General features: G+C 43.9%; 13 protein-coding genes. 7 read left to right on the forward strand and 6 right to left on the reverse strand.

Annotation, left to right across the window (positions count from 1 at the left end; translation table 11 throughout):
• Position 1 precedes the first annotated feature (1 nt).
• On the reverse strand, positions 2–673 hold the full coding sequence (locus GKZ87_14105) for an HXXEE domain-containing protein (GenBank protein QSI26536.1): 672 nt from the start codon (positions 671–673) through the stop codon (positions 2–4).
• Between the two features lie 120 nt (positions 674–793).
• Here GKZ87_14105 and GKZ87_14110 point away from each other — a divergent pair, with 120 nt between their 5' ends.
• The 3 genes from GKZ87_14110 (at position 794) to GKZ87_14120 (ending at position 6433) form a co-directional block, all read left to right on the forward strand.
• Complete coding sequence (locus GKZ87_14110; protein ID QSI26537.1) at positions 794–1354, forward strand: hypothetical protein; 561 nt, start codon at positions 794–796, stop codon at positions 1352–1354.
• Positions 1355–2066: 712 nt separating this feature from the next.
• On the forward strand, positions 2067–3503 hold the full coding sequence (locus GKZ87_14115) for an extracellular solute-binding protein (GenBank protein QSI26538.1): 1437 nt from the start codon (positions 2067–2069) through the stop codon (positions 3501–3503).
• Positions 3503–6433 carry an EAL domain-containing protein gene (locus tag GKZ87_14120; GenBank protein QSI26539.1) on the forward strand — a complete coding sequence of 977 codons (2931 nt, stop codon included), beginning with the start codon at positions 3503–3505 and terminating at the stop codon, positions 6431–6433. Before GKZ87_14115 ends, GKZ87_14120 begins: the two co-directional genes overlap by 1 nt.
• Before the next feature lie 230 nt (positions 6434–6663).
• Here the strand turns inward: GKZ87_14120 and GKZ87_14125 are convergent, their stop codons facing one another.
• Entirely contained in the window at positions 6664–8451 is a 1788-nt protein-coding gene (locus GKZ87_14125; protein ID QSI26540.1) for an HTH domain-containing protein, read from the reverse strand.
• Between the two features lie 128 nt (positions 8452–8579).
• Between GKZ87_14125 and GKZ87_14130 the strand changes: the two genes are divergently transcribed.
• The 4 genes from GKZ87_14130 (at position 8580) to GKZ87_14145 (ending at position 14874) form a co-directional block, all read left to right on the forward strand.
• Entirely contained in the window at positions 8580–10178 is a 1599-nt protein-coding gene (locus tag GKZ87_14130; protein ID QSI26541.1) for an MFS transporter, read from the forward strand.
• A 31-nt stretch (positions 10179–10209) separates the two neighbouring features.
• Positions 10210–11793 carry an amidohydrolase family protein gene (locus GKZ87_14135; GenBank protein QSI26542.1) on the forward strand — a complete coding sequence of 528 codons (1584 nt, stop codon included), beginning with the start codon at positions 10210–10212 and terminating at the stop codon, positions 11791–11793.
• Positions 11794–12691: 898 nt separating this feature from the next.
• A complete protein-coding gene (locus tag GKZ87_14140) occupies positions 12692–13105 on the forward strand; it encodes an Hsp20 family protein (GenBank protein QSI26543.1) in 414 nt (137 codons plus the stop codon).
• 80 nt (positions 13106–13185) lie between these two features.
• A complete protein-coding gene (locus GKZ87_14145) occupies positions 13186–14874 on the forward strand; it encodes a DUF1653 domain-containing protein (GenBank protein ID QSI26544.1) in 1689 nt (562 codons plus the stop codon).
• A 97-nt stretch (positions 14875–14971) separates the two neighbouring features.
• Here GKZ87_14145 and GKZ87_14150 read toward each other — a convergent pair whose 3' ends face one another.
• The 4 genes from GKZ87_14150 to GKZ87_14165 are packed head-to-tail and all read right to left on the reverse strand — an operon-like array spanning position 14972 to position 17942.
• Positions 14972–16180, reverse strand: a complete 1209-nt coding sequence (locus tag GKZ87_14150) for a hypothetical protein (GenBank protein ID QSI26545.1) — start codon at positions 16178–16180, stop codon at positions 14972–14974.
• Positions 16177–17028: a DUF4097 family beta strand repeat protein gene (locus GKZ87_14155; protein QSI26546.1), complete on the reverse strand. Its 852-nt coding sequence runs from the start codon at positions 17026–17028 to the stop codon at positions 16177–16179. Before GKZ87_14155 ends, GKZ87_14150 begins: the two co-directional genes overlap by 4 nt.
• On the reverse strand, positions 17015–17629 hold the full coding sequence (locus tag GKZ87_14160; protein ID QSI26547.1) for a DUF1700 domain-containing protein: 615 nt from the start codon (positions 17627–17629) through the stop codon (positions 17015–17017). Before GKZ87_14160 ends, GKZ87_14155 begins: the two co-directional genes overlap by 14 nt.
• A complete protein-coding gene (locus GKZ87_14165; GenBank protein ID QSI26548.1) occupies positions 17616–17942 on the reverse strand; it encodes a PadR family transcriptional regulator in 327 nt (108 codons plus the stop codon). Before GKZ87_14165 ends, GKZ87_14160 begins: the two co-directional genes overlap by 14 nt.
• Between the last annotated feature and the right edge of the window lie 91 nt (positions 17943–18033).

The following is an 18033-nucleotide window of genomic DNA, read 5'->3' on the forward strand; positions in this document are numbered from 1 at the left end:
CTTATATTTTTTCGTATTTTTCAAAATATCCCTTACTATGAAATGCAAAACGTTGACTCCGCAGTCGTTTTGATATTTGAAACGGAATCAAAATCAGTCCAATCACAACAAATAAGATTATCCCGATTCCAATAATCACCTCATTTACACCTACACTCTGTTTTGTTAACCATACCAAACCGTATGTACTTAACTGTATCAATCCGGCAAAGGATGTAATTGTACCCGGGCCGTAAATGGTCTTTTTACCTCTGCCTGCATATTTTTTGTACATTCGAATACCATCCATAGTGTGATGAATGCATTCTGCATATCCAAATACTATTACGACCACAACTGCTGAATTGGGAATATAATCAGCAAAGATAAGTACTGTAATAAACACTATTTCAGCGCCAAGATTGGTAATCATGTTGGTCATCATATTTTGAGGATACATCATAGGCTTATCCGATTTCTGCCCCAGATTGTTCATAAAGAAAAAACCGCCTGGCAGTGTGTTTTCCTCAAACACATGTAATGGAACCATGATTGTAAGCAAATACATCAATTTACTTGGAATCGATGATTCAGACCATCCTACTATTAAAAAGCAGCTCATCATGATACCTATTCCATACAGTACATGTAACCAAAGCTGGTCACACCATTGATATAGTTTATCTTTTTTCATCTATTCATCATCCCTTTCTTTTATGCGACATATGTTGTATAATTCATATTATAGTGACATGGCGGCATATCATCAAGCAACAAATATAAGCATGTGTCGCATGATATAGGAAAGGAAATCATGAACAAACAGCCCGAAAAAACAGATGCTACAAGAGAAGCGTTTATTACTGCATTTTTTCGTCTTGCAGAAATAAAGAATATATACAAAATCACAATCAAGGAAATAACAAATCTTGCCGGTTATAACCGTACTACATTTTATCGCTATTTTGAAGATGTCTTTGAACTAATCGAATATGCAGAAGATCAGTTTATTGATGGAATTCTCTCTGTTCTTCTACCACAGGTGTTACTATCCCCCACTTTAGATGATCGTTTTTTTCAGATTATTCTCGAACACTTTTACGATTCCAAAGAACTCCTGGGAATTATTCTAAGCGAAGCTAATCGAGCTTCATTTATAAGAAGATTGCAGCAGCGATTACAGCAATCATTGAACGCGCCTGAAGATGCTTCTGCTCATAATCGTGTTATTATGGATATCTATTTTAATGGAATCTTTTCTGCTATCATCCATCAATTACAGCATCCGCAAGAAATGAGTGATGAGGAATTGTTAATGATTATCAGGGAATTGTTCACAAAGTGGTACTGGCCTGCCTTATCTAATAAAATATAAATTCTTTTTAATATCTCCCAATGCAAAAACATCCCTACAGCTTAAGAACAATCATATGAAACTTCAATATACAATGCTTTCTGAGAAGGTTATCCCGCTCCTCCTTTGACTTTTTTTGTTATCTATATAATCTCTTTTTTCTACAGCTCCATAATATTTTTGACGAATAGGAAATCCTTTATATAAAGTGGTGCTTTAAAGGAAACTGCGCGTATCGTTTTCAGTTCTTAGCTCCATCTGTCATAAATTTTTCATATAAGTATTTCATAATTCATCCATACTGTATCCCTTCCATAATGGATCACAGTCAACGCAGTCTTCCCTGTTTTTCATCAGAAGCAGAGAAAAACAGCATGTATTGTTCATTTTATGCAAGCTGTACCATTGTGTTTTCATCCATATATTTTAAAAACTGTGAATCGTAGCTCCCGCTTTATAAAGCCATTATTTCTACCTGAGAAAGCTTTTCATGACCTGTCTTCATGATTTTTAACAGGCGAAGGAAGAAATTGCTCTTGTCATCCCCTAAAATAATGATGCCACAAGCAAAGCGCTCCTCTTTCATCCTTGTTTTTAATGTTAATCACGATACCTTGTCCCTATCGGAACATCTTTTTTTCGGAAATGACAGCTTTTCCGTATGTGGAAACAAATATGGAATATTATGTGGTATAATGAAATAGACAAAAACCATGAAAGGGAGGACATTTTCATGAAAAAAATCAGACTTATATCCACATGTCTGCTCCTGTCATCTGCTGTATTGTTACAGGGATGCTCCAGCAACGATCATGGGCTGGATCCAGATAAGCCGGTCACACTAACGCTCTGGCATTATTACAGCGGTTCACAGAAACAGGCATTTGATGAGCTTGTGGATGAATTTAATGAAACACAGGGAAAGAAACAGGGAATCAATGTAGACGCTGTTGCGAAAGGAAGTATTTCCAACATATCCACAGATTTAAAAAGCTCGTTAGACAAAAAGGTCAATGCGCCGGAGCTGCCAAATATATTCGCTGCCTATGGAGATACTGCTGAGGATATGGAAAAGGCAGATAAGCTGGTAGCCATAAACGATTATATGTCCGATGAGGAGATGGCGGAGTACGTGGATGATTATATGAAGGACGGCAGTTTGTACGATCATGAATATGTAAATATCTTCCCGATTGCGAAAGCAACGGAAATCATGGTCATAAATAAAAATATATGGGATGACTTTGCGAAAAAGGAGCAGGTGTCGCTGTCCGATCTGGATACCTGGGAGGGACTCACCTCTGTTTCGGAAAAATACTATACATACAGTGGAGGAAAATCCTTCTTTGGAAGAGATGCCCTGATGAATTATCTCAATGCCGGAAGTGAACAGCTGGGGACACCGCTATTTACCATATCCGGTCAAAAGGCCTCCTTCACCGTCAGTAAGGAAACCATGCGCAAGCTCTGGGATCAGTATTATATTCCTTTTGTGAAGGGGTATTATGCGAAAAACGGACGCTTTGCCAGTGATGATATGAAAACAGAGGATATCATTGCATGTGTGGCTTCCTCAGCTGGTGCAACCTTCTTTCCAAATGAAATCGTAGGCAGTGATGGAAATAGCTATGATGTGAACTATATCGTACGCCGCGTTCCAAATTTCGCAGGTAAAAAAAGCTACGCCATCACGCAGGGAGCGGGAATGGCAATTAGTAAAAGCGATGAAACACAGGAATATGCATCCATCCAGTTTTTGAAATGGTTCACAGAAAAGGAGAGAAATACACTGTTCTCTGTACAATCCTCCTATCTGCCGGTCAAAAAGGACGCCAATTCCTTTGCGTCCTGGAATACGATTACAAAAGAAGAAAAGATTACCGCCAATCAGCTAGTAAAGGATATTGTGAAAACCTCAATGGAAACTGTATCCGAAAGCACACTGACCTCACAGAAATCCTTTGACGGCAGTTATGGAATCCGCAATTACCTAGAAACCGCATTGAATGAAAAATGCAGTGCGGATGCTGCGGCTGTAAAAAAGGCAGTGCAGAACGGTACCAGCCACGAGCAGGCAGTAAAGCCCTATCTCAGCGATGCTAATTTCGAGAAATGGTTTACACAGATCACAAAGGATATCAATGCAAAGATGAAGGACAGTGATGCATAATGCAAAGGAATTCCCTGTTTCGCAGACTGCTGATTACACTGACACTGACCGGTGCGGCAATCTGTCTGATCTTCATGGGAACGGTTTTTGCCGGCGGAACCATCTCCAGCCTGAAGGATATCTCCTATCATCTGTTTCATCAACGGGTGAAATTCCGTGTATCCGATCTTCAGGAAATCATGACTACCGATATTTATCAGCAGGAAAACTACGAGGAGCTGTTATCGGAATGTGAAAAGGTATATCAGAGTGCTGCCGCGAATCCGTCACAAATAGAATTGCCTAAGGCTGTTCTGGATAAAATGGAGGCGTTCTCCAAGCTGAAATATATCACCGGTTCGTATGTGATTTTTGATAAGGATGTTTTTCATACGGATACGTATCCGGCGTATTATCTGACAGATGGGACGCCCGGAGATACCTATAATGATAAAAGTGATATTATCGCACGCTTTGGAAATGCTACGGCACTGAAGCAGGCGGGCTATCCCCTGCATTCGGAATGGAAAACCTCCATGAAGCTAACCCGGGAGGATGAAAATGACGGCTTTTATTTTCAGCCGTATCTTGCGGCAGTAGAAAATCCAACAGAGAATATCAAAAGCTACGGCTACTGGGGAGACAGCATCCGTTTTCAAAGCTATGAAACAGAATTTATCACCTATTCCTTTCCCCTGATCAGTAGTGACCACAAGGTGTACGGCGTTGCCGGAGTTGAGATTTCCCTGGATTTTCTAAAGAAATATCTTCCCTATGAGGAATTGAACGATGATTCCAGCAATGCCTATCTGCTGGCACGCAAGCAAAAGGGAAGCAGTACCTATGAGGTTATTTACAGCAACGGCCCCACCTATCGCAGTCTCTTTCCTGTCGGCAAGCATTTTAAGCTGGAGGAGGCTGAGGGAGAGCGGGGATCCTCTTTGCGCATAGATGAGCGGGAGCTGGTTATGCAGCAGGAGCAGCTGCATCTGTATGAAAGCAATACACCGTTTGTAGAACAGGAATGGTATCTGATTGGAACGCTGGAATATAATGCACTATACAGCAGTGCGATCCGGCTTCAGAAAACCTTTCTGTGGACGATGATGGGCTCAATTGTACTCGCCTTTATCATTGCACTGTTTACGAGTATGAAATTCTCCCATCCGATTGCCCGGCTTGCAGGCGCGCTGAAAAGCTTTGATCCAAGCAATGAAATGGCTCTGCCAAGAGTTAACATTCTGGAGATTGACGAGCTTGCTTCCTCCATTGAGGATCTCAGCCGTAATCTGTCCACGGCGGAATCCCGTCTCTCCCAGGTAATTCATGCGCTGGATATGCCAATCGGTGCGATCGAGGTCTACGATTCCGGCCTGATTTACTGTACCGAGGAAATACCGCATCTGCTCTGCTTCCAGAACAGAAAGCGGACGGCCTATACAAGGGATGAATTTAACCGTGAAATTGAGAGCTTTAAGACAAGAACCGAGGTTTTTGAAGAAAAAGAGGAATGGCAGGAGGGACGGCAGGTACAGACATATGTAGTTTCTCATCAGAGTGAGGATCATGAAACATGGCTGCGCTTCATTCTTTCTGAACATGAAGGGACACACGTTATTGTGGTCATGGATGTCAGTGATGAAATCCGCGAAAAGCAGAAGCTGACCTACGAGCGTGATCATGATGTCCTTACACAGCTTATTAACAGAAGAGCCTTCCGTTCCCGTGTGGAAACGGTCTTAAAGTGTGAAGGCTGCGGAATATGCGCCATGATTTTATGGGATTTGGATAATCTGAAGGTTATCAATGATACCTATGGTCATGATGCCGGGGATCAGCTGATTTGTGCAACTGCACGCTACCTGCAAAAGCTGACCTCCTCACGCTGTATCGTATCCCGCATGGCAGGGGATGAATTCCTTGTCTTCTTCCACCATTATCAAAAGGAAAGTGAAATCCTTGCTCTTGTGGAGGGAATGCACCGCCAGATCAATTCCGGTACGATCACCTTTACCGGAGAGGAACAGATTCGGATCCGGCTGTCTGCCGGTATCGCCTGGTATCCAAGAAATGCAAAGGATTTTGATACACTTAGTAAGTATGCGGACTTCGCCATGTACTCCATAAAGAGTACACAAAAGGGTGGTATTGAACAATTCAAGGCAAGCACATATCATAAGGACAAGCTGCTGCTCAGCGGACGTAATGAGCTGAATGAGATTCTGGATCATAATCTGGTCAGCTATGCCTACCAGCCAATCGTCGATTTGAAAACAAAGAGCATCTACGCATTTGAAGCGCTGATGCGTCCACGTAGCACCATCATTACATCACCGGTGGATATTCTGCGGGTTGCCCGTTCGCAGAGTCAGCTGTACCGTGTGGAATTTATGACCTGGACACAGTCCATAGCACAGTTTCATGCATTTCATGAAACCTTCCCGAAGGCCCGTCTGTTTATCAATTCCATTCCAAGCATTCCTATGCTGGATGATCTGACCCGCAGTCTGGAGCAGGCATACACGGAATATCTGCCGCTCCTTGTCATTGAAATGATAGAAACCGATGAAATTGAACAGCATTATCTGGAAACCAAGCAGCAATTTGCAAAGCATTGGAATGCCCATATTGCGATTGATGATTTCGGCAGCGGCTACAGCAATGATTCCACATTGTTGAATGTAGCGGTGAATTATATCAAAATTGATATGATGTTTGTGCGGGATATCCATAAGGATGAAACCCGTCAGAAGCTGGTGGAAAATATGATCAGCTTCGCACATCGTCAAAATATCCGGGTAATCGCAGAGGGCGTGGAAATTAAGGAAGAGCTTCAGCAGCTAATGCGCATGGGTGTGGATTTTGTACAGGGCTATTATCTGGGGAAGCCTGCTTTACGCATTGAAGAAATTGATGCAGAGAATATCCGGGATAAGCTTTCCGATGTATAATTGTATAAAAGCAGTAATTTACTCCCTTTAGAGTATCCGTATACATGAGAGAGCAGGAAGCAGGAAAATCCTGAGAATAAGAAAGCACCTTATTTCTTTTCCATAGATGTACAGACTGCCTGTTCCTCGTAACAAAGCTGTACCTAAGCATAAAAGCTTATTATGTCTTTACCATATAATTGGATATAAAAAAACAGGAAACCGCAAGCATCATCGACGGCTTCCTGTTTTTATGTGAAATGCGGCAGCAGCTTTTTCAGCTGCTCCTTTAGCTGGATGATATCCTCCTGCAAATGCTCATAGCCGGATACTGCAAAGCCTGCCAGACATACCTGCTGGATTGCCTTTCCTTCGATATACAGCTGCTTTTTAAGCTCCAGCATCGAGATAAAGGAAGCAGAAATACGCTCATCATACAGCACGATCAGCATACAGTCCTGCAGCAGCAGACGATGCATCGCAAGCATGGATACAAACTCATGAAAGCTCATGTCCGTACAATGATCATGCAGCTTTTGATATAACAGCTGATGCAGTGCATCCTCATTCTCCGCATGGCGGCGATGATGGGTACAGGGGATGGGCTGCTTCATGGCACGGCTCTGTCTGAGCTGTTTCAGATAAAGCTGCAGCTTTTGTATATCACTGTCCTGAATCATACTGCTGATTTCAACGTTGGGAACCCTTTGGTGCAGATAATCAAAGGTGATGAAAAAATCCACCTCATCCGCAGCAGCATCGATTTCATCCTCTGTCAGGATTCTTGCGATATCAATCTGTCCGATCGCCTCTGTAATCCGCATGCGTCCATAATATGCCAGCTCCAGCGAGCAATTTACAATCAGGCCTGCACGAAACCGTTCTGTTTTCTTGAGCTGATGAAAATAAGGAAGGAGAAGCATGGATAAGCGGGTATATTCACTTTCATATAGCTGCAACGCCTGCAATGCCGCATCCCTGTGAAACAAACGCATCACACATAGACATTCTGCCATGGAATCGTATTTCACCTGGTTATCGTGATAATGCAGCACCCGCATACCATGCTGTCTGCGTAGTATTGCGGTCTGTAGCAATATGGAAAACAAAACCGGCAGCTCCTCATCCTCAAGCGGCCCATATTCCTGAACCAATCCGTTAAAAAACCGGTTAGCCAGCTCCTTTGTTTCCTTAGTAAGAGCAAAATTATGCAGCATGCTTCTATTCCACTGCCGTGCACCGCTTTCGATCATCTGTTCCAGAAACTGCATTTCCAACGCATTGACATCCATGTGAAAATACTCCTGCAGCAGCCTGTGTACAGTTTCATTTCCTTTATAGCATACTGCGTCCCGCAGCCCATGCCCCATCTGAATCCGCTTCATCATGATGCCAAGATATATACTGAAGTGATGCAGTGCATTTGCTGTAAAGCGCTGCTGATAGGCTTCCTCATAAATATGAAGAATCCTGCGGAACAGGGCTTTATGCTCCTGCAGGAATACCGGCTCTATGCTCATGATCATCGCCTTATCTGCACGCTGGTAAAAATAATAAAGAACAAACAGACGAATCTGCTGCTCCTCTCCGGCAATGTGCAGATGCGTACCTTTTTCTATTTTCAACTGGAACATGCGCAGCATACTCTCCCAGCATTGCAAATCCTCCTTAAGCTGCAGCCGGTTGGTATACAGCTCATCGGCAAGTGTATCCATCGTATATACATCCTGTGTAAACAGTAAAAGGATCATACCGTGATAAAACCGATCCAGATCCGGCTTGATTTCCAGCACTCTGGACTCCAGAATATAGCGGACATATTCCTCCTCCTGCTCCTGCAGCTGCATCCGCACACCGCTGCCCCGTTTTGCCTCTATAAAGGAATTTACACTGTTTCTGTGTAGATAGGAATTGATTGCCTTGATATCGTTGCGTATCGTTTTTTCGCTGAAGCCGAATTCCTGGCATATACTCTGAATCGGCTGATAGTGCTTCTGTGATAACAGATACAGAAGCATTCTTCGCTGTCGCTGGTTCATATTTTTCCCGCCTTCTATATGTAAAAATTTTACCACAGTTCCGGTAATTTTACTACTTAACAACGCCATAGACAGGCCTATAATAGTCTATGGTATAGAAAGTAAGTAGTATTTGAGGAGGCAATAACATGGAAACTGTACTAAAACAAAAGAAACAGATGATATATCTTCCACTGATTGTTCTAATGTTTACACAAATTGGAACATCCGGGGATAATGCAGTGCTCAGTGTCGCAACGAATTCACTAATAACCGCACTGAACGCAAGTATGAATGATATTCAGCTTGCCAACATGGTCTATTCGCTCTGTGCCGGAGCCTTTATGGTTGCCGGAGGTATGCTGGGAATCATTATCGGCTGGAAAAAGAATTTCCGCATCGGTGTGATTCTCGCAATCGTAGGAGAGCTCATGCTGGCAATCTCTACAAATGTTGTGATGTTTACCTGGGGCGGCAGATTGCTGGTTGGTCTTGGAGCCAGCTTTATGATTCCCTCCGTTCTTGGTTTGATTCCGGGAATCTATAGCGGAAAGGAGCGTGTCTTTGCCTTTGGTGCCATCGGCGCCGCTACCGGAATTGCCGCTGCTGCGGGACCGATTGTCGCAGGCTTTTTACTGGATGCCTTTGGCTTCCGTGTTGCATTTGGAGCACTCGCGGTTTACTTCCTGCTGATTCTGATTGGCTCCTATGCGATTCCCGATGTGGAGCGTTCCGCACAAAGACTGAAAATGGATGTACGCGGAACCATTGTTGCCGCTCTTGGACTGTTCCTGTTTCTGATTGGAATTTCCAAAATTTCGGTATGGGGTTTAATTACGCCGCTGCAGGCACCGTTTACCGTATTCGGTATTTCCCCTTCCCTGCCGCTGGCTGCGCTTGGCATTATCGTCCTTGCATTGCTGGTCGTTATGGAGAAAAGCATTGAGCAGAAAAACGGCTGTGCTCTGCTTCCTTCCTCCTTTCTGAAATCTGCACAGGTACGTGCCGGACTATTTGCAAGTGCAATCGTCTTTCTGTATCTGGGTGGAACGGTCATGCTGGTGAATCCCTATTTGCAGGTAGTCGGTGGCTTTAATGCCGTACAAACCGGAATCGCCATGATCTGTGTGGGTGCTCCGATGTTTCTGGCATCCATGGGAATACCGAAGTACGCAGCGCAAATTCATCCGAAAACGATTCTTCGTATCGGTTATATCCTGCTTGCTGTATCTGTCATCCCTATGGCATTATCCCTGCAGGAAAACGGTGTCTCCATCGGTATGTATATCGGTTTGATTATCGCCGGAGTCGGTCAGGGCATGTTAAGCTCACAGGCAAGCAATGTAGTCGCACTGGCAGTTAATGAGCGTGATGCACAGCAATCCGGCGGTATACAGGCAACCGCAAGAAATGTCGGACAGGCAATCGGTGTTGCAGTTCTGGGTATGGTGATGATATTCACGATCAATGCCAATCTGGACAGCGGCATGAAGAAGGATAACCAAATATCCGCAGCTGTCATACAGCAGGAGGAAACAAAAAACGTTAGCTTTATGTCGGATACAGCATTTATTTCCACACTTTCCGATATTCCCATGAAGCCACAGGAGCAGCAGGAGCTTGTCCGCCTCAATGCACAGGCCCGTATGCACTCCACACAATATGCTCTTTATGTGCTAGGAATCCTCTCTCTGGTATGTATTCTCAGCACAGGCGGCATAACGATTACAAAAAAAGAACAGGCGTAAGCATGCATCTAAACAAAGGAGATGATGAAGGATGCAGAAATTATATACAAATGGTACGATTTTAACGATGAAGGATGACGATTTATACAGCGAGGCTTTATTGATTAAGGACGGTTTAATTCAGGCTGTTGGGTCAAAATCCAGCCTGGAAGCATTATGTGAAGCGGATTGTGAGCGCGTTGATCTGAACGGACAGTGTTTGATGCCCTCTTTTATCGATGCACATTCCCACCTGCTGCAGTTTGCGAACACCCTGAAGTTTGTTCCCCTGAAAAGCTGTACCTGCGTGGCGGATATTCAAAAGGAAATCAAACGCTATATCGAAGAAAAGCAGGTTGCCAGTGGAGAGTGGGTCATGGGCTTCGGGTATGACCACAATGCACTAGCAGAGCATCGCCATCCAACCTGTCAGGAGCTGGATGCGGTAAGTGAAGGACATCCAATCATTCTTGCGCATTCCTCGTTCCATATGGGAGTATTGAATTCTATGGCATTGCAGCTGTACGGGCTGGATGACAGTGTGCAGAATCCGGAGGGTGGCAGCTATGGCCGTGATGAGAACGGACACCTGAACGGCTATATGGAGGAGGTAACCTTCATGCGCGGCCCCGGAGAACGTGTCATGAGTCTGGATCATATTGATGATTATGCGGTTGAGGCACAGAAAATCTATGCCAGCTTCGGTATTACAACAGCGCAGGAGGGCTTCGCTCATAAAAGCGAAGTGGATATTTACGAGCGGCTGGGAAATAATGAAAAAATGCTGCTGGATATGGTTGCTTATGTGGATATCGTTGAGGACAGTGAGGTTGTACAAAACAGAACCGATCTAAAAGATTATAAAAAGCATTTCCGTATCGGAGGCTACAAGCTGTTTCTGGATGGCTCTCCACAGGGTAAGACTGCATGGATGAGCAAGCCGTATGAAAACAGTGGTGATTATTGCGGTTATCCAATCTATACCGATGAGCAGGTTGATGGCTATGTTCAGCAGGCACTGGACGAGCACCGCCAGCTTCTGGTTCATTGTAACGGGGATGCAGCCAGCCAGCAGATGCTGAACGGCTTTCATCACAGCAGACAGAAAACAACCGATACACGCCCTGTCATGGTTCATTCTCAGACACTGCGTCCGGATCAGCTGCCGCAGCTGAAGGAAACCGGGGTCATGCCAAGCTATTTTGTAGCCCATGTTTATCACTGGGGAGATGTACATTTTGTAAATTTCGGTAAGGAGCGTGCGGAAAATATAAGCTGTACAGCAAGCGCCCTGCAAAACGGCATCACGTTCACCTTCCATCAGGATACACCGGTCATTCTTCCGGATATGCTGGAAAGTGTATGGACAGCAGTAAACCGTATAACCAAAAACGGCATGGTCTTAGGAGAACAGCAGCGGATCAGTGTTCTGGAGGCATTAAAGGCAGTCACGATCAATGCAGCCTATCAGTATTTTGAAGAGGATAAGAAAGGTACACTGGAATCCGGAAAGCTTGCGGATCTGGTCATTCTGAGTGAAAATCCATTGAAAACGGATCCGATGAAGCTACGTGATATTCAGGTCATGGAAACCATTAAGGAAGGTCACACAATCTATTCAAAGCATTCCGCATAAAGCGGCTGTAAAAGGAGAATCACACACAAAGGCTGCTGAATATACAAAGACATAAATTACGCGGTCTGTAAAAGTAATCTCCTTATGAAGCTTGTGAAAAAGAAAAATTTATTTTCCCTGCAATTTCATTGAAATATAATCGTAGAAATAGACGGTATAGAAAATCGTCTATTTTTTTCAGCATCCATTCCCTTCCCTTTTAAGACTTTGATGCTTGGACTTTCCTTGTTCATAGCATGCATAGCTTCCTATTGTTAATAACAGGTTTCTGTTATAGCCTACGCATATCAGTCTGCATATCATGATCGAAGGATTCTCTGAAGCTGTTTCTATAAATCATGGATGCTATGATGAATAGTGCAATTCCTTGATCAATTCTGAAAAACTGTATCTATTTACAAATTTTCAGATGCTACGATGCATGCTGCAATTTCTTTCCTTATCACAAGGTATTTGGATGAATCCTATGGAAATATCACTCTGCCGGCGGCGCTTTGTGTTTACCGTTCATTCTGTATCGGAAGTAATTTCTTTTTAGCAATCGCTCTTGAAGCCCCTTGCTCGCTCTTTCCCATATGGGAATATTACAATTCACAGCCATAAAAAGTCAGAAGAAGTATGGATGAATAATACCTCTCTCCCATTTCATACCATATTCTACTTGAAATTCACATAGGCTTAGGTTAACTACGAATCAAAACAAGAAAATTACTTCTTTTTAGCACTCTTGTATTGACAGTGCTAAAATATGTGATATAATAACAGTGAAGATGAGGTAGGGCCTCTGCAGGACATGAGTTTCAGGAATCGAGGCGATGTGTTCAGGCAGTAATCCTGCAATCGTTTATACTCATCTGAAAAATCTGATTCATATATTATATAGAAAGAGGTGGACTTTATGATGAGATTTTTACCAGACGTATTTACAGACACATTTGAAGACATGTGGAAGGATCCGTTTTTCACAAAGAGCAACAGCTGCATGAAAACAGATGTTCGTGAGGTAGACGGTAACTATCTGCTGGACATGGAGCTGCCTGGTTATAAGAAGGAAGACATCCATCTGGAATTAAAGGATGGATACCTCAACATTACAGCCGCACGAAACAGTTCCAACGAAGAGAAGGATGATGTAGGTAACATTATCCGTCAGGAGCGCTACAGCGGTTCCTGCACACGTAACTTCTATGTCGGAGATTCCATCCGTGAGGAGGATATCCGTGCAAGCTTTGATAATGGAGAGCTGAAGATCACCTTCCCGAAGGAAGAAAGCAAAAAGGTTGAAGAAAAACGGTTTATTCCTATTGAATAAACGCTGAGAGGATGCCGAAAGGTATCCTTTTTCTTTTTGACTTTCCCGTTCCATGGTATACTATATACAGAGGTGAATTTATGACAAGCTGGATCAAGGAAGCAGTATTTTATCACATTTATCCGCTGGGCTTTGTCGGCGCAGCACAATATCACGAGGAAACGGTTACACATTCTATTAAAAAGATAGCAGACTGGATTCCCCATCTGAAAAAGCTGGGAATCAATGCCGTGTATCTCGGGCCGGTGTTTGAAAGCTATGAGCACGGTTATGATACAAGCGATTATCGCCTGATCGATCATCGCCTAGGAACCAATGAGGATTTCAAGGAGGTTTGTGAAGCATTGCATAATGCGGACATCCGCATTGTACTGGATGGCGTATTCAATCATGTCGGACGGTACTTCTGGGCCTTTCGCGATGTACAGGAAAAGGGAGAGGCATCTCCGTATTGCAGTTGGTTTTCCAATCTGCACTTTCATGCACACAGCCCGTTAAACGATGCCTTTACCTATGATGCATGGGAAGGTCATTATAATCTGGTCAAGCTGAATCTGGCAAATGAAGATGTTGTTTGTTATTTGCTGGACAGCATCGCTATGTGGATGGATGAATTCCATATTGACGGCCTGCGTCTGGATGCCGCAGATTGTATTCGTCCGGAATTTTTCCGCAGACTCAAAGCCTTCTGTAAGGAAAAAAATCCAGACTTCTGGCTGATGGGAGAAATTATTCACGGGGATTACAACCGCTGGGCAAATCCGGATATGCTGGATTCCGTTACCAATTATGAATGCTATAAGGGCCTGTATTCCTCACACAATGAGAAAAACTATTTTGAAATTGGATATTCCTTAAACCGTCAATTTGGCAGCGGCGGTATTTACAAGCAGCTAAGGCTCTACAATTTCGTTGATAACCACGATGTAAACCGTCTGGCAAGCACAGTAAAAAAGGAAGAGGATCTCTTTAATATCTATACTCTGCTCTTTACGATGCCGGGTATTCCAAGTATTTACTATGGCAGTGAGTTTGCGGTAAAGGGATGCAAGCACAATGGAAGTGATGCCGATATCCGGCCGTGTCTGAAGCTAAAGGAATATAGCTTCGATGCACTCTGTGAGCATATTGCAAGGCTTTCTGCTGTGCATAAGCTGAACGCATGCAGTGAGGGTGCCTATGAACAAATCCTGCTGCGCAATGAACAATTCGTATTTGCTAGAAGCAATCAACAGGAAACGTTATACATTGCATGCAATGTTGCGGATGAGGAATATTGTGCTGAAATACATGCTGCAGATGGCTGCTGGAGAGATTTGTTAAGTAATGAGGTGTATCAGGCTGTACATGGTACGCTGCAATTTTTAATCCAAACCAAACGTGCCTGCATTCTGCAAAAGGATGACAATGCCCTGCCTTCCGAAATAAAAGAGCCGTTACAGGTGCAGGAAGAAAGCGTAGACTGTTTGGAAGAAATTCCGGAAGGTACCGCCGCCTATTCCGTGCCTATCTTTGTGAAATCACTGGAAGAGCCTGAAGGTGTTCCCGTGGAGAGCATGGAAATCAAGCCTGGTAAGTATCAGCATTTCAAGGGTAAGCATTACAGTGTTTTGTATGTGGCAACCCATAGTGAAACACTGGAGCGCTATGTCGTATATCGTCAGCTGTATGGTGACGGCTCTGTTTGGATCCGGCCAATTTCCATGTTCTGTGAGAGTATTCTCGTAGATGGAAAGCTGACACCGCGATTTACGTATATCGGAAAATAGATAATATCCTTAAAGGAATTACACAGTGAAAAGACTTATCCAATACACAGTTCATAGCTGTGAGCGGGTAAGTCTTTTTTACGTTTACAGTGTATTGTCATATAGCTTTCGTATAGGCGTGCAGCACTGTTTTCAGCCTGTTGGATTGCAGCCAGGAGGAGCTGTCCTGAAGCATGAGGGAAAATTCATCCAATTCAATGGGAAGACTTTTTCGCAGCCGGATTGCAAACATTGCAGGAAGCATATGCAGCTGTTTGGCCAGGGATGCAAGCAGTAAAAAGCGGCAGTTCTGTTCAACAAAGGAGATCATAGCCTGCTTCTTTATTGGACAATGATGATACAGTACCTCATGTATATACGTATGCAGCTGTTCCGCCAGCTTCAAACGCTCCTGTCTGCTGCTTAATATACTTGCCAGTGTATACTGCTGTGCCTGACGATCCTCCTCCATATCCTGAATATCATCCGCAACCTGTAGTAAAAACCCGTAAGACATGCAAAACATTGCTTCCTTCTGCTGTAACGTGCCATCCATTAAACAGCCATCCGCAAGAACAGAGGCCCCTCCCTTATAGATGGAAATTTTTAATATCTCATCTTTGGACAGCCTCTCCCCCTGACAAAGAGAAAGAACCTGTCCTTCCTGGATGCGCAGCAGTGCCTCATAAACCTGTGGAAACTGCGGGCGGTGAAAGGTTTCCTCAATCATAGTAATCAGCTTATCTACTACCTGATATAAAGGCTGTGTATTTCTCTGCACCTCCCCCTTGAGCCGCTTCGTCAGCCAGTGGTTGAAAGCCTTTTTCAGTGCTGGTGTTATCCCTGGATCATCAAGAAAATTATCGGTATACGGATACAGCATACTATAAGCAAAGATCGCCTTATGATAACACAGCGGCCTTTCCAGCATACACTCTAGCAGAAGAATGATCCATACGTTACGCATTGCCTGCATGATATCCGCAAGCTGTATTTCACAATCAAAGCGCATGGCATCGCGTATAAACTGCTTGGTGATATGAAGAAATTCCTGCTGTACCTGTGGTTCAAGGGCATTAAAATTCAATATGCTCTCCTTACGCAGCAGCTCCAGCACACGCAGATCCATTTCCTGCTTCCATTGTTCATCCTGCAGATGCTCCATAGCCCTGTCCATAAATGTCTGCCAGTCCTTCCTCATTGCATGCAGCTGTTTCATGTTCTCCTTCTGCAGCTCTTTTTTTACGGCAGGCAGCCGCAGCCTTGTCTCAGCGCAGGATTGCCATATTGCTTTACAGTCCCTCGTGAGTGCATCAAAGTCCATCATGATGCAAAATGCAGCTCGATATCCCCCATACTGCTATGCAGCTGTATATAGTTTTTACTGGAGCTGTTTCCTTCCTCCACATCGCAATGTACATCATAATCATGCTGCTGTATCTGCGTATCACCCATAGAATTTTTTACCTTATAGCGGTAATCCTCCTGCGTTCCATGCACCTGAACCTCGATATCACCCATGCTGCTTTTGATGATGCTGTTTCCCATTAGACGGCCTTCCACTTCGATATCACCGGCTGACTGTTTTATCGTTAAGTCATTGGATATAATATCCTTGAGTGATATATCCCCAAGCTTTTCTTCCACACCGATATGCCGTGCAGAAAGATTGTGAATCTGCACATCTCCCAGCTTGTTATCTATTTGGATACGATCATACTGCGCGTCCTTTAGTGTGATGATTACCGCATCCTTGCGATTGTTTCTTAACACATCGGAATTCTCAACCTTTGCAGTTATCACACCCTGTTTGTCATCGACAGAAACATCCTGCTTACGGATATGCAGAAATGCGATTTTATTTTCACTGCCCCGTTCTATCCGAACATCCCCCAGTCTGATATCCAGGGTCAGTGATGTGACCTCCTGCAGAGGCTGTTCCCAACGGGAAGCTGTATCTGTTTCATCATCATCCAGCCAGAAAGCGGTATCGTAATCCCCAAAGCCTATGCCAAAGGTTCCCTGAAACGGCCACCAGGAAACGGTATCCTTTCCCACATGCAGATAGCGCAGATCACCACCGCTTGCAATTCCTACCCCGATACATAAAGATCCCGTAATCATCAATATGATAGATACGATAACAGCGATGCGTATTCCCCTATGCTTTTTCATGACGTCTTCCTCCCTGTGCTTTATGATAGAGCCGTGTTAAAGCATTTGTAAATGCCGGAAGCACGGAGCGAATCAGTGTAAAAAACAGAATGGACAGCAACAGGCCAAGCCCGATGCATAAAAGTCCTCCGCCTCCTGCAATCCAGGCATTTCCTGCCGTTTGATAATTCGTAACCGCCGATGCCAGCAATGGAATACCGGTTATCAGAATGGAGGCAAAGGAAGCAATCCCTGCCACACCAAGCGCTAATACGGTAACGATAAGGGCAAATATGACCGCCACAACGGCAAGCATCAGGGGCAATGCAATCGGCAAGGCACAGATTCCCAGTATGATCATTCCTGCATTTTTCAGTGAGCTGTTCGGATTTTTCCTTCTGGAATCTCCGTGATACTGCTGCTCCTGCCGTATGGAACGCTCTGCCTTCAGCTGTGCTGCAAATCTTGCCGGTGAGCCAAGATCATTTATGACCTGCTGCTCTTGCCCTTCTCCTGCTTCCTCAAAATATTCTTCACAATACGAAACCGCATCCTCCATATCCGATGCTGAAAAGCCTGCCAGACGGTGCTTTAATTCCGCTATATACTCATCCTTCCTCATGTTCATTTCCTCCCTTTAGAATTTCATTGATTTTCATAGAGAATGTCTTCCATTCCTCTACATATTCCTTGTATTTCTTTCGCCCTGCATCAGTAAGCCGGTAATATCTTCTATTTCTTCCCATATGCTGCTGGTCATAGGTTTCCAGATATCCCTCTCTCATAAGTCTGCGCAGTACCGGATACAGCGTTGATTCACTCACACTCATTACGACTTTGACCTCCTGTGTCAGCCGATATCCGTAGGTATCCTCTTTATGCAGCGTCGCAAGCACACAGGCATCCAGTAATGCAGATCCAAGCTGAAATGTCATATATATCACCTTTCTTCAACAATATTATATGACATATAATATTATAATGCAATGCATTCTATCTGAAATAATGAAAGAGGCAATATTTGTA

The sequence above is a fragment of the Erysipelotrichaceae bacterium 66202529 genome (assembly GCA_017161075.1).
Taxonomy (GTDB): domain Bacteria; phylum Bacillota_I; class Bacilli_A; order Erysipelotrichales; family Erysipelotrichaceae; genus Clostridium_AQ.

What these genes read in the sequence shown, in the direction of transcription:
- GKZ87_14115 (QSI26538.1), top strand. Translation starts at nt 2,067, where the DNA reads ATGAAAAAAATCAGACTTATATCCACATGTCTGCTCCTGTCATCTGCT.
- GKZ87_14120 (QSI26539.1), top strand. Translation starts at nt 3,503, where the DNA reads ATGCAAAGGAATTCCCTGTTTCGCAGACTGCTGATTACACTGACACTG.
- GKZ87_14130 (QSI26541.1), top strand. Translation starts at nt 8,580, where the DNA reads ATGGAAACTGTACTAAAACAAAAGAAACAGATGATATATCTTCCACTG.
- GKZ87_14155 (QSI26546.1), bottom strand. Translation starts at nt 17,028, where the DNA reads ATGAAAAAGCATAGGGGAATACGCATCGCTGTTATCGTATCTATCATA.
- GKZ87_14135 (QSI26542.1), top strand. Translation starts at nt 10,210, where the DNA reads ATGCAGAAATTATATACAAATGGTACGATTTTAACGATGAAGGATGAC.
- GKZ87_14140 (QSI26543.1), top strand. Translation starts at nt 12,692, where the DNA reads ATGATGAGATTTTTACCAGACGTATTTACAGACACATTTGAAGACATG.
- GKZ87_14160 (QSI26547.1), bottom strand. Translation starts at nt 17,629, where the DNA reads ATGAGGAAGGATGAGTATATAGCGGAATTAAAGCACCGTCTGGCAGGC.
- GKZ87_14105 (QSI26536.1), bottom strand. Translation starts at nt 673, where the DNA reads ATGAAAAAAGATAAACTATATCAATGGTGTGACCAGCTTTGGTTACAT.
- GKZ87_14150 (QSI26545.1), bottom strand. Translation starts at nt 16,180, where the DNA reads ATGATGGACTTTGATGCACTCACGAGGGACTGTAAAGCAATATGGCAA.
- GKZ87_14125 (QSI26540.1), bottom strand. Translation starts at nt 8,451, where the DNA reads ATGAACCAGCGACAGCGAAGAATGCTTCTGTATCTGTTATCACAGAAG.
- GKZ87_14145 (QSI26544.1), top strand. Translation starts at nt 13,186, where the DNA reads ATGACAAGCTGGATCAAGGAAGCAGTATTTTATCACATTTATCCGCTG.
- GKZ87_14165 (QSI26548.1), bottom strand. Translation starts at nt 17,942, where the DNA reads ATGACATTTCAGCTTGGATCTGCATTACTGGATGCCTGTGTGCTTGCG.
- GKZ87_14110 (QSI26537.1), top strand. Translation starts at nt 794, where the DNA reads ATGAACAAACAGCCCGAAAAAACAGATGCTACAAGAGAAGCGTTTATT.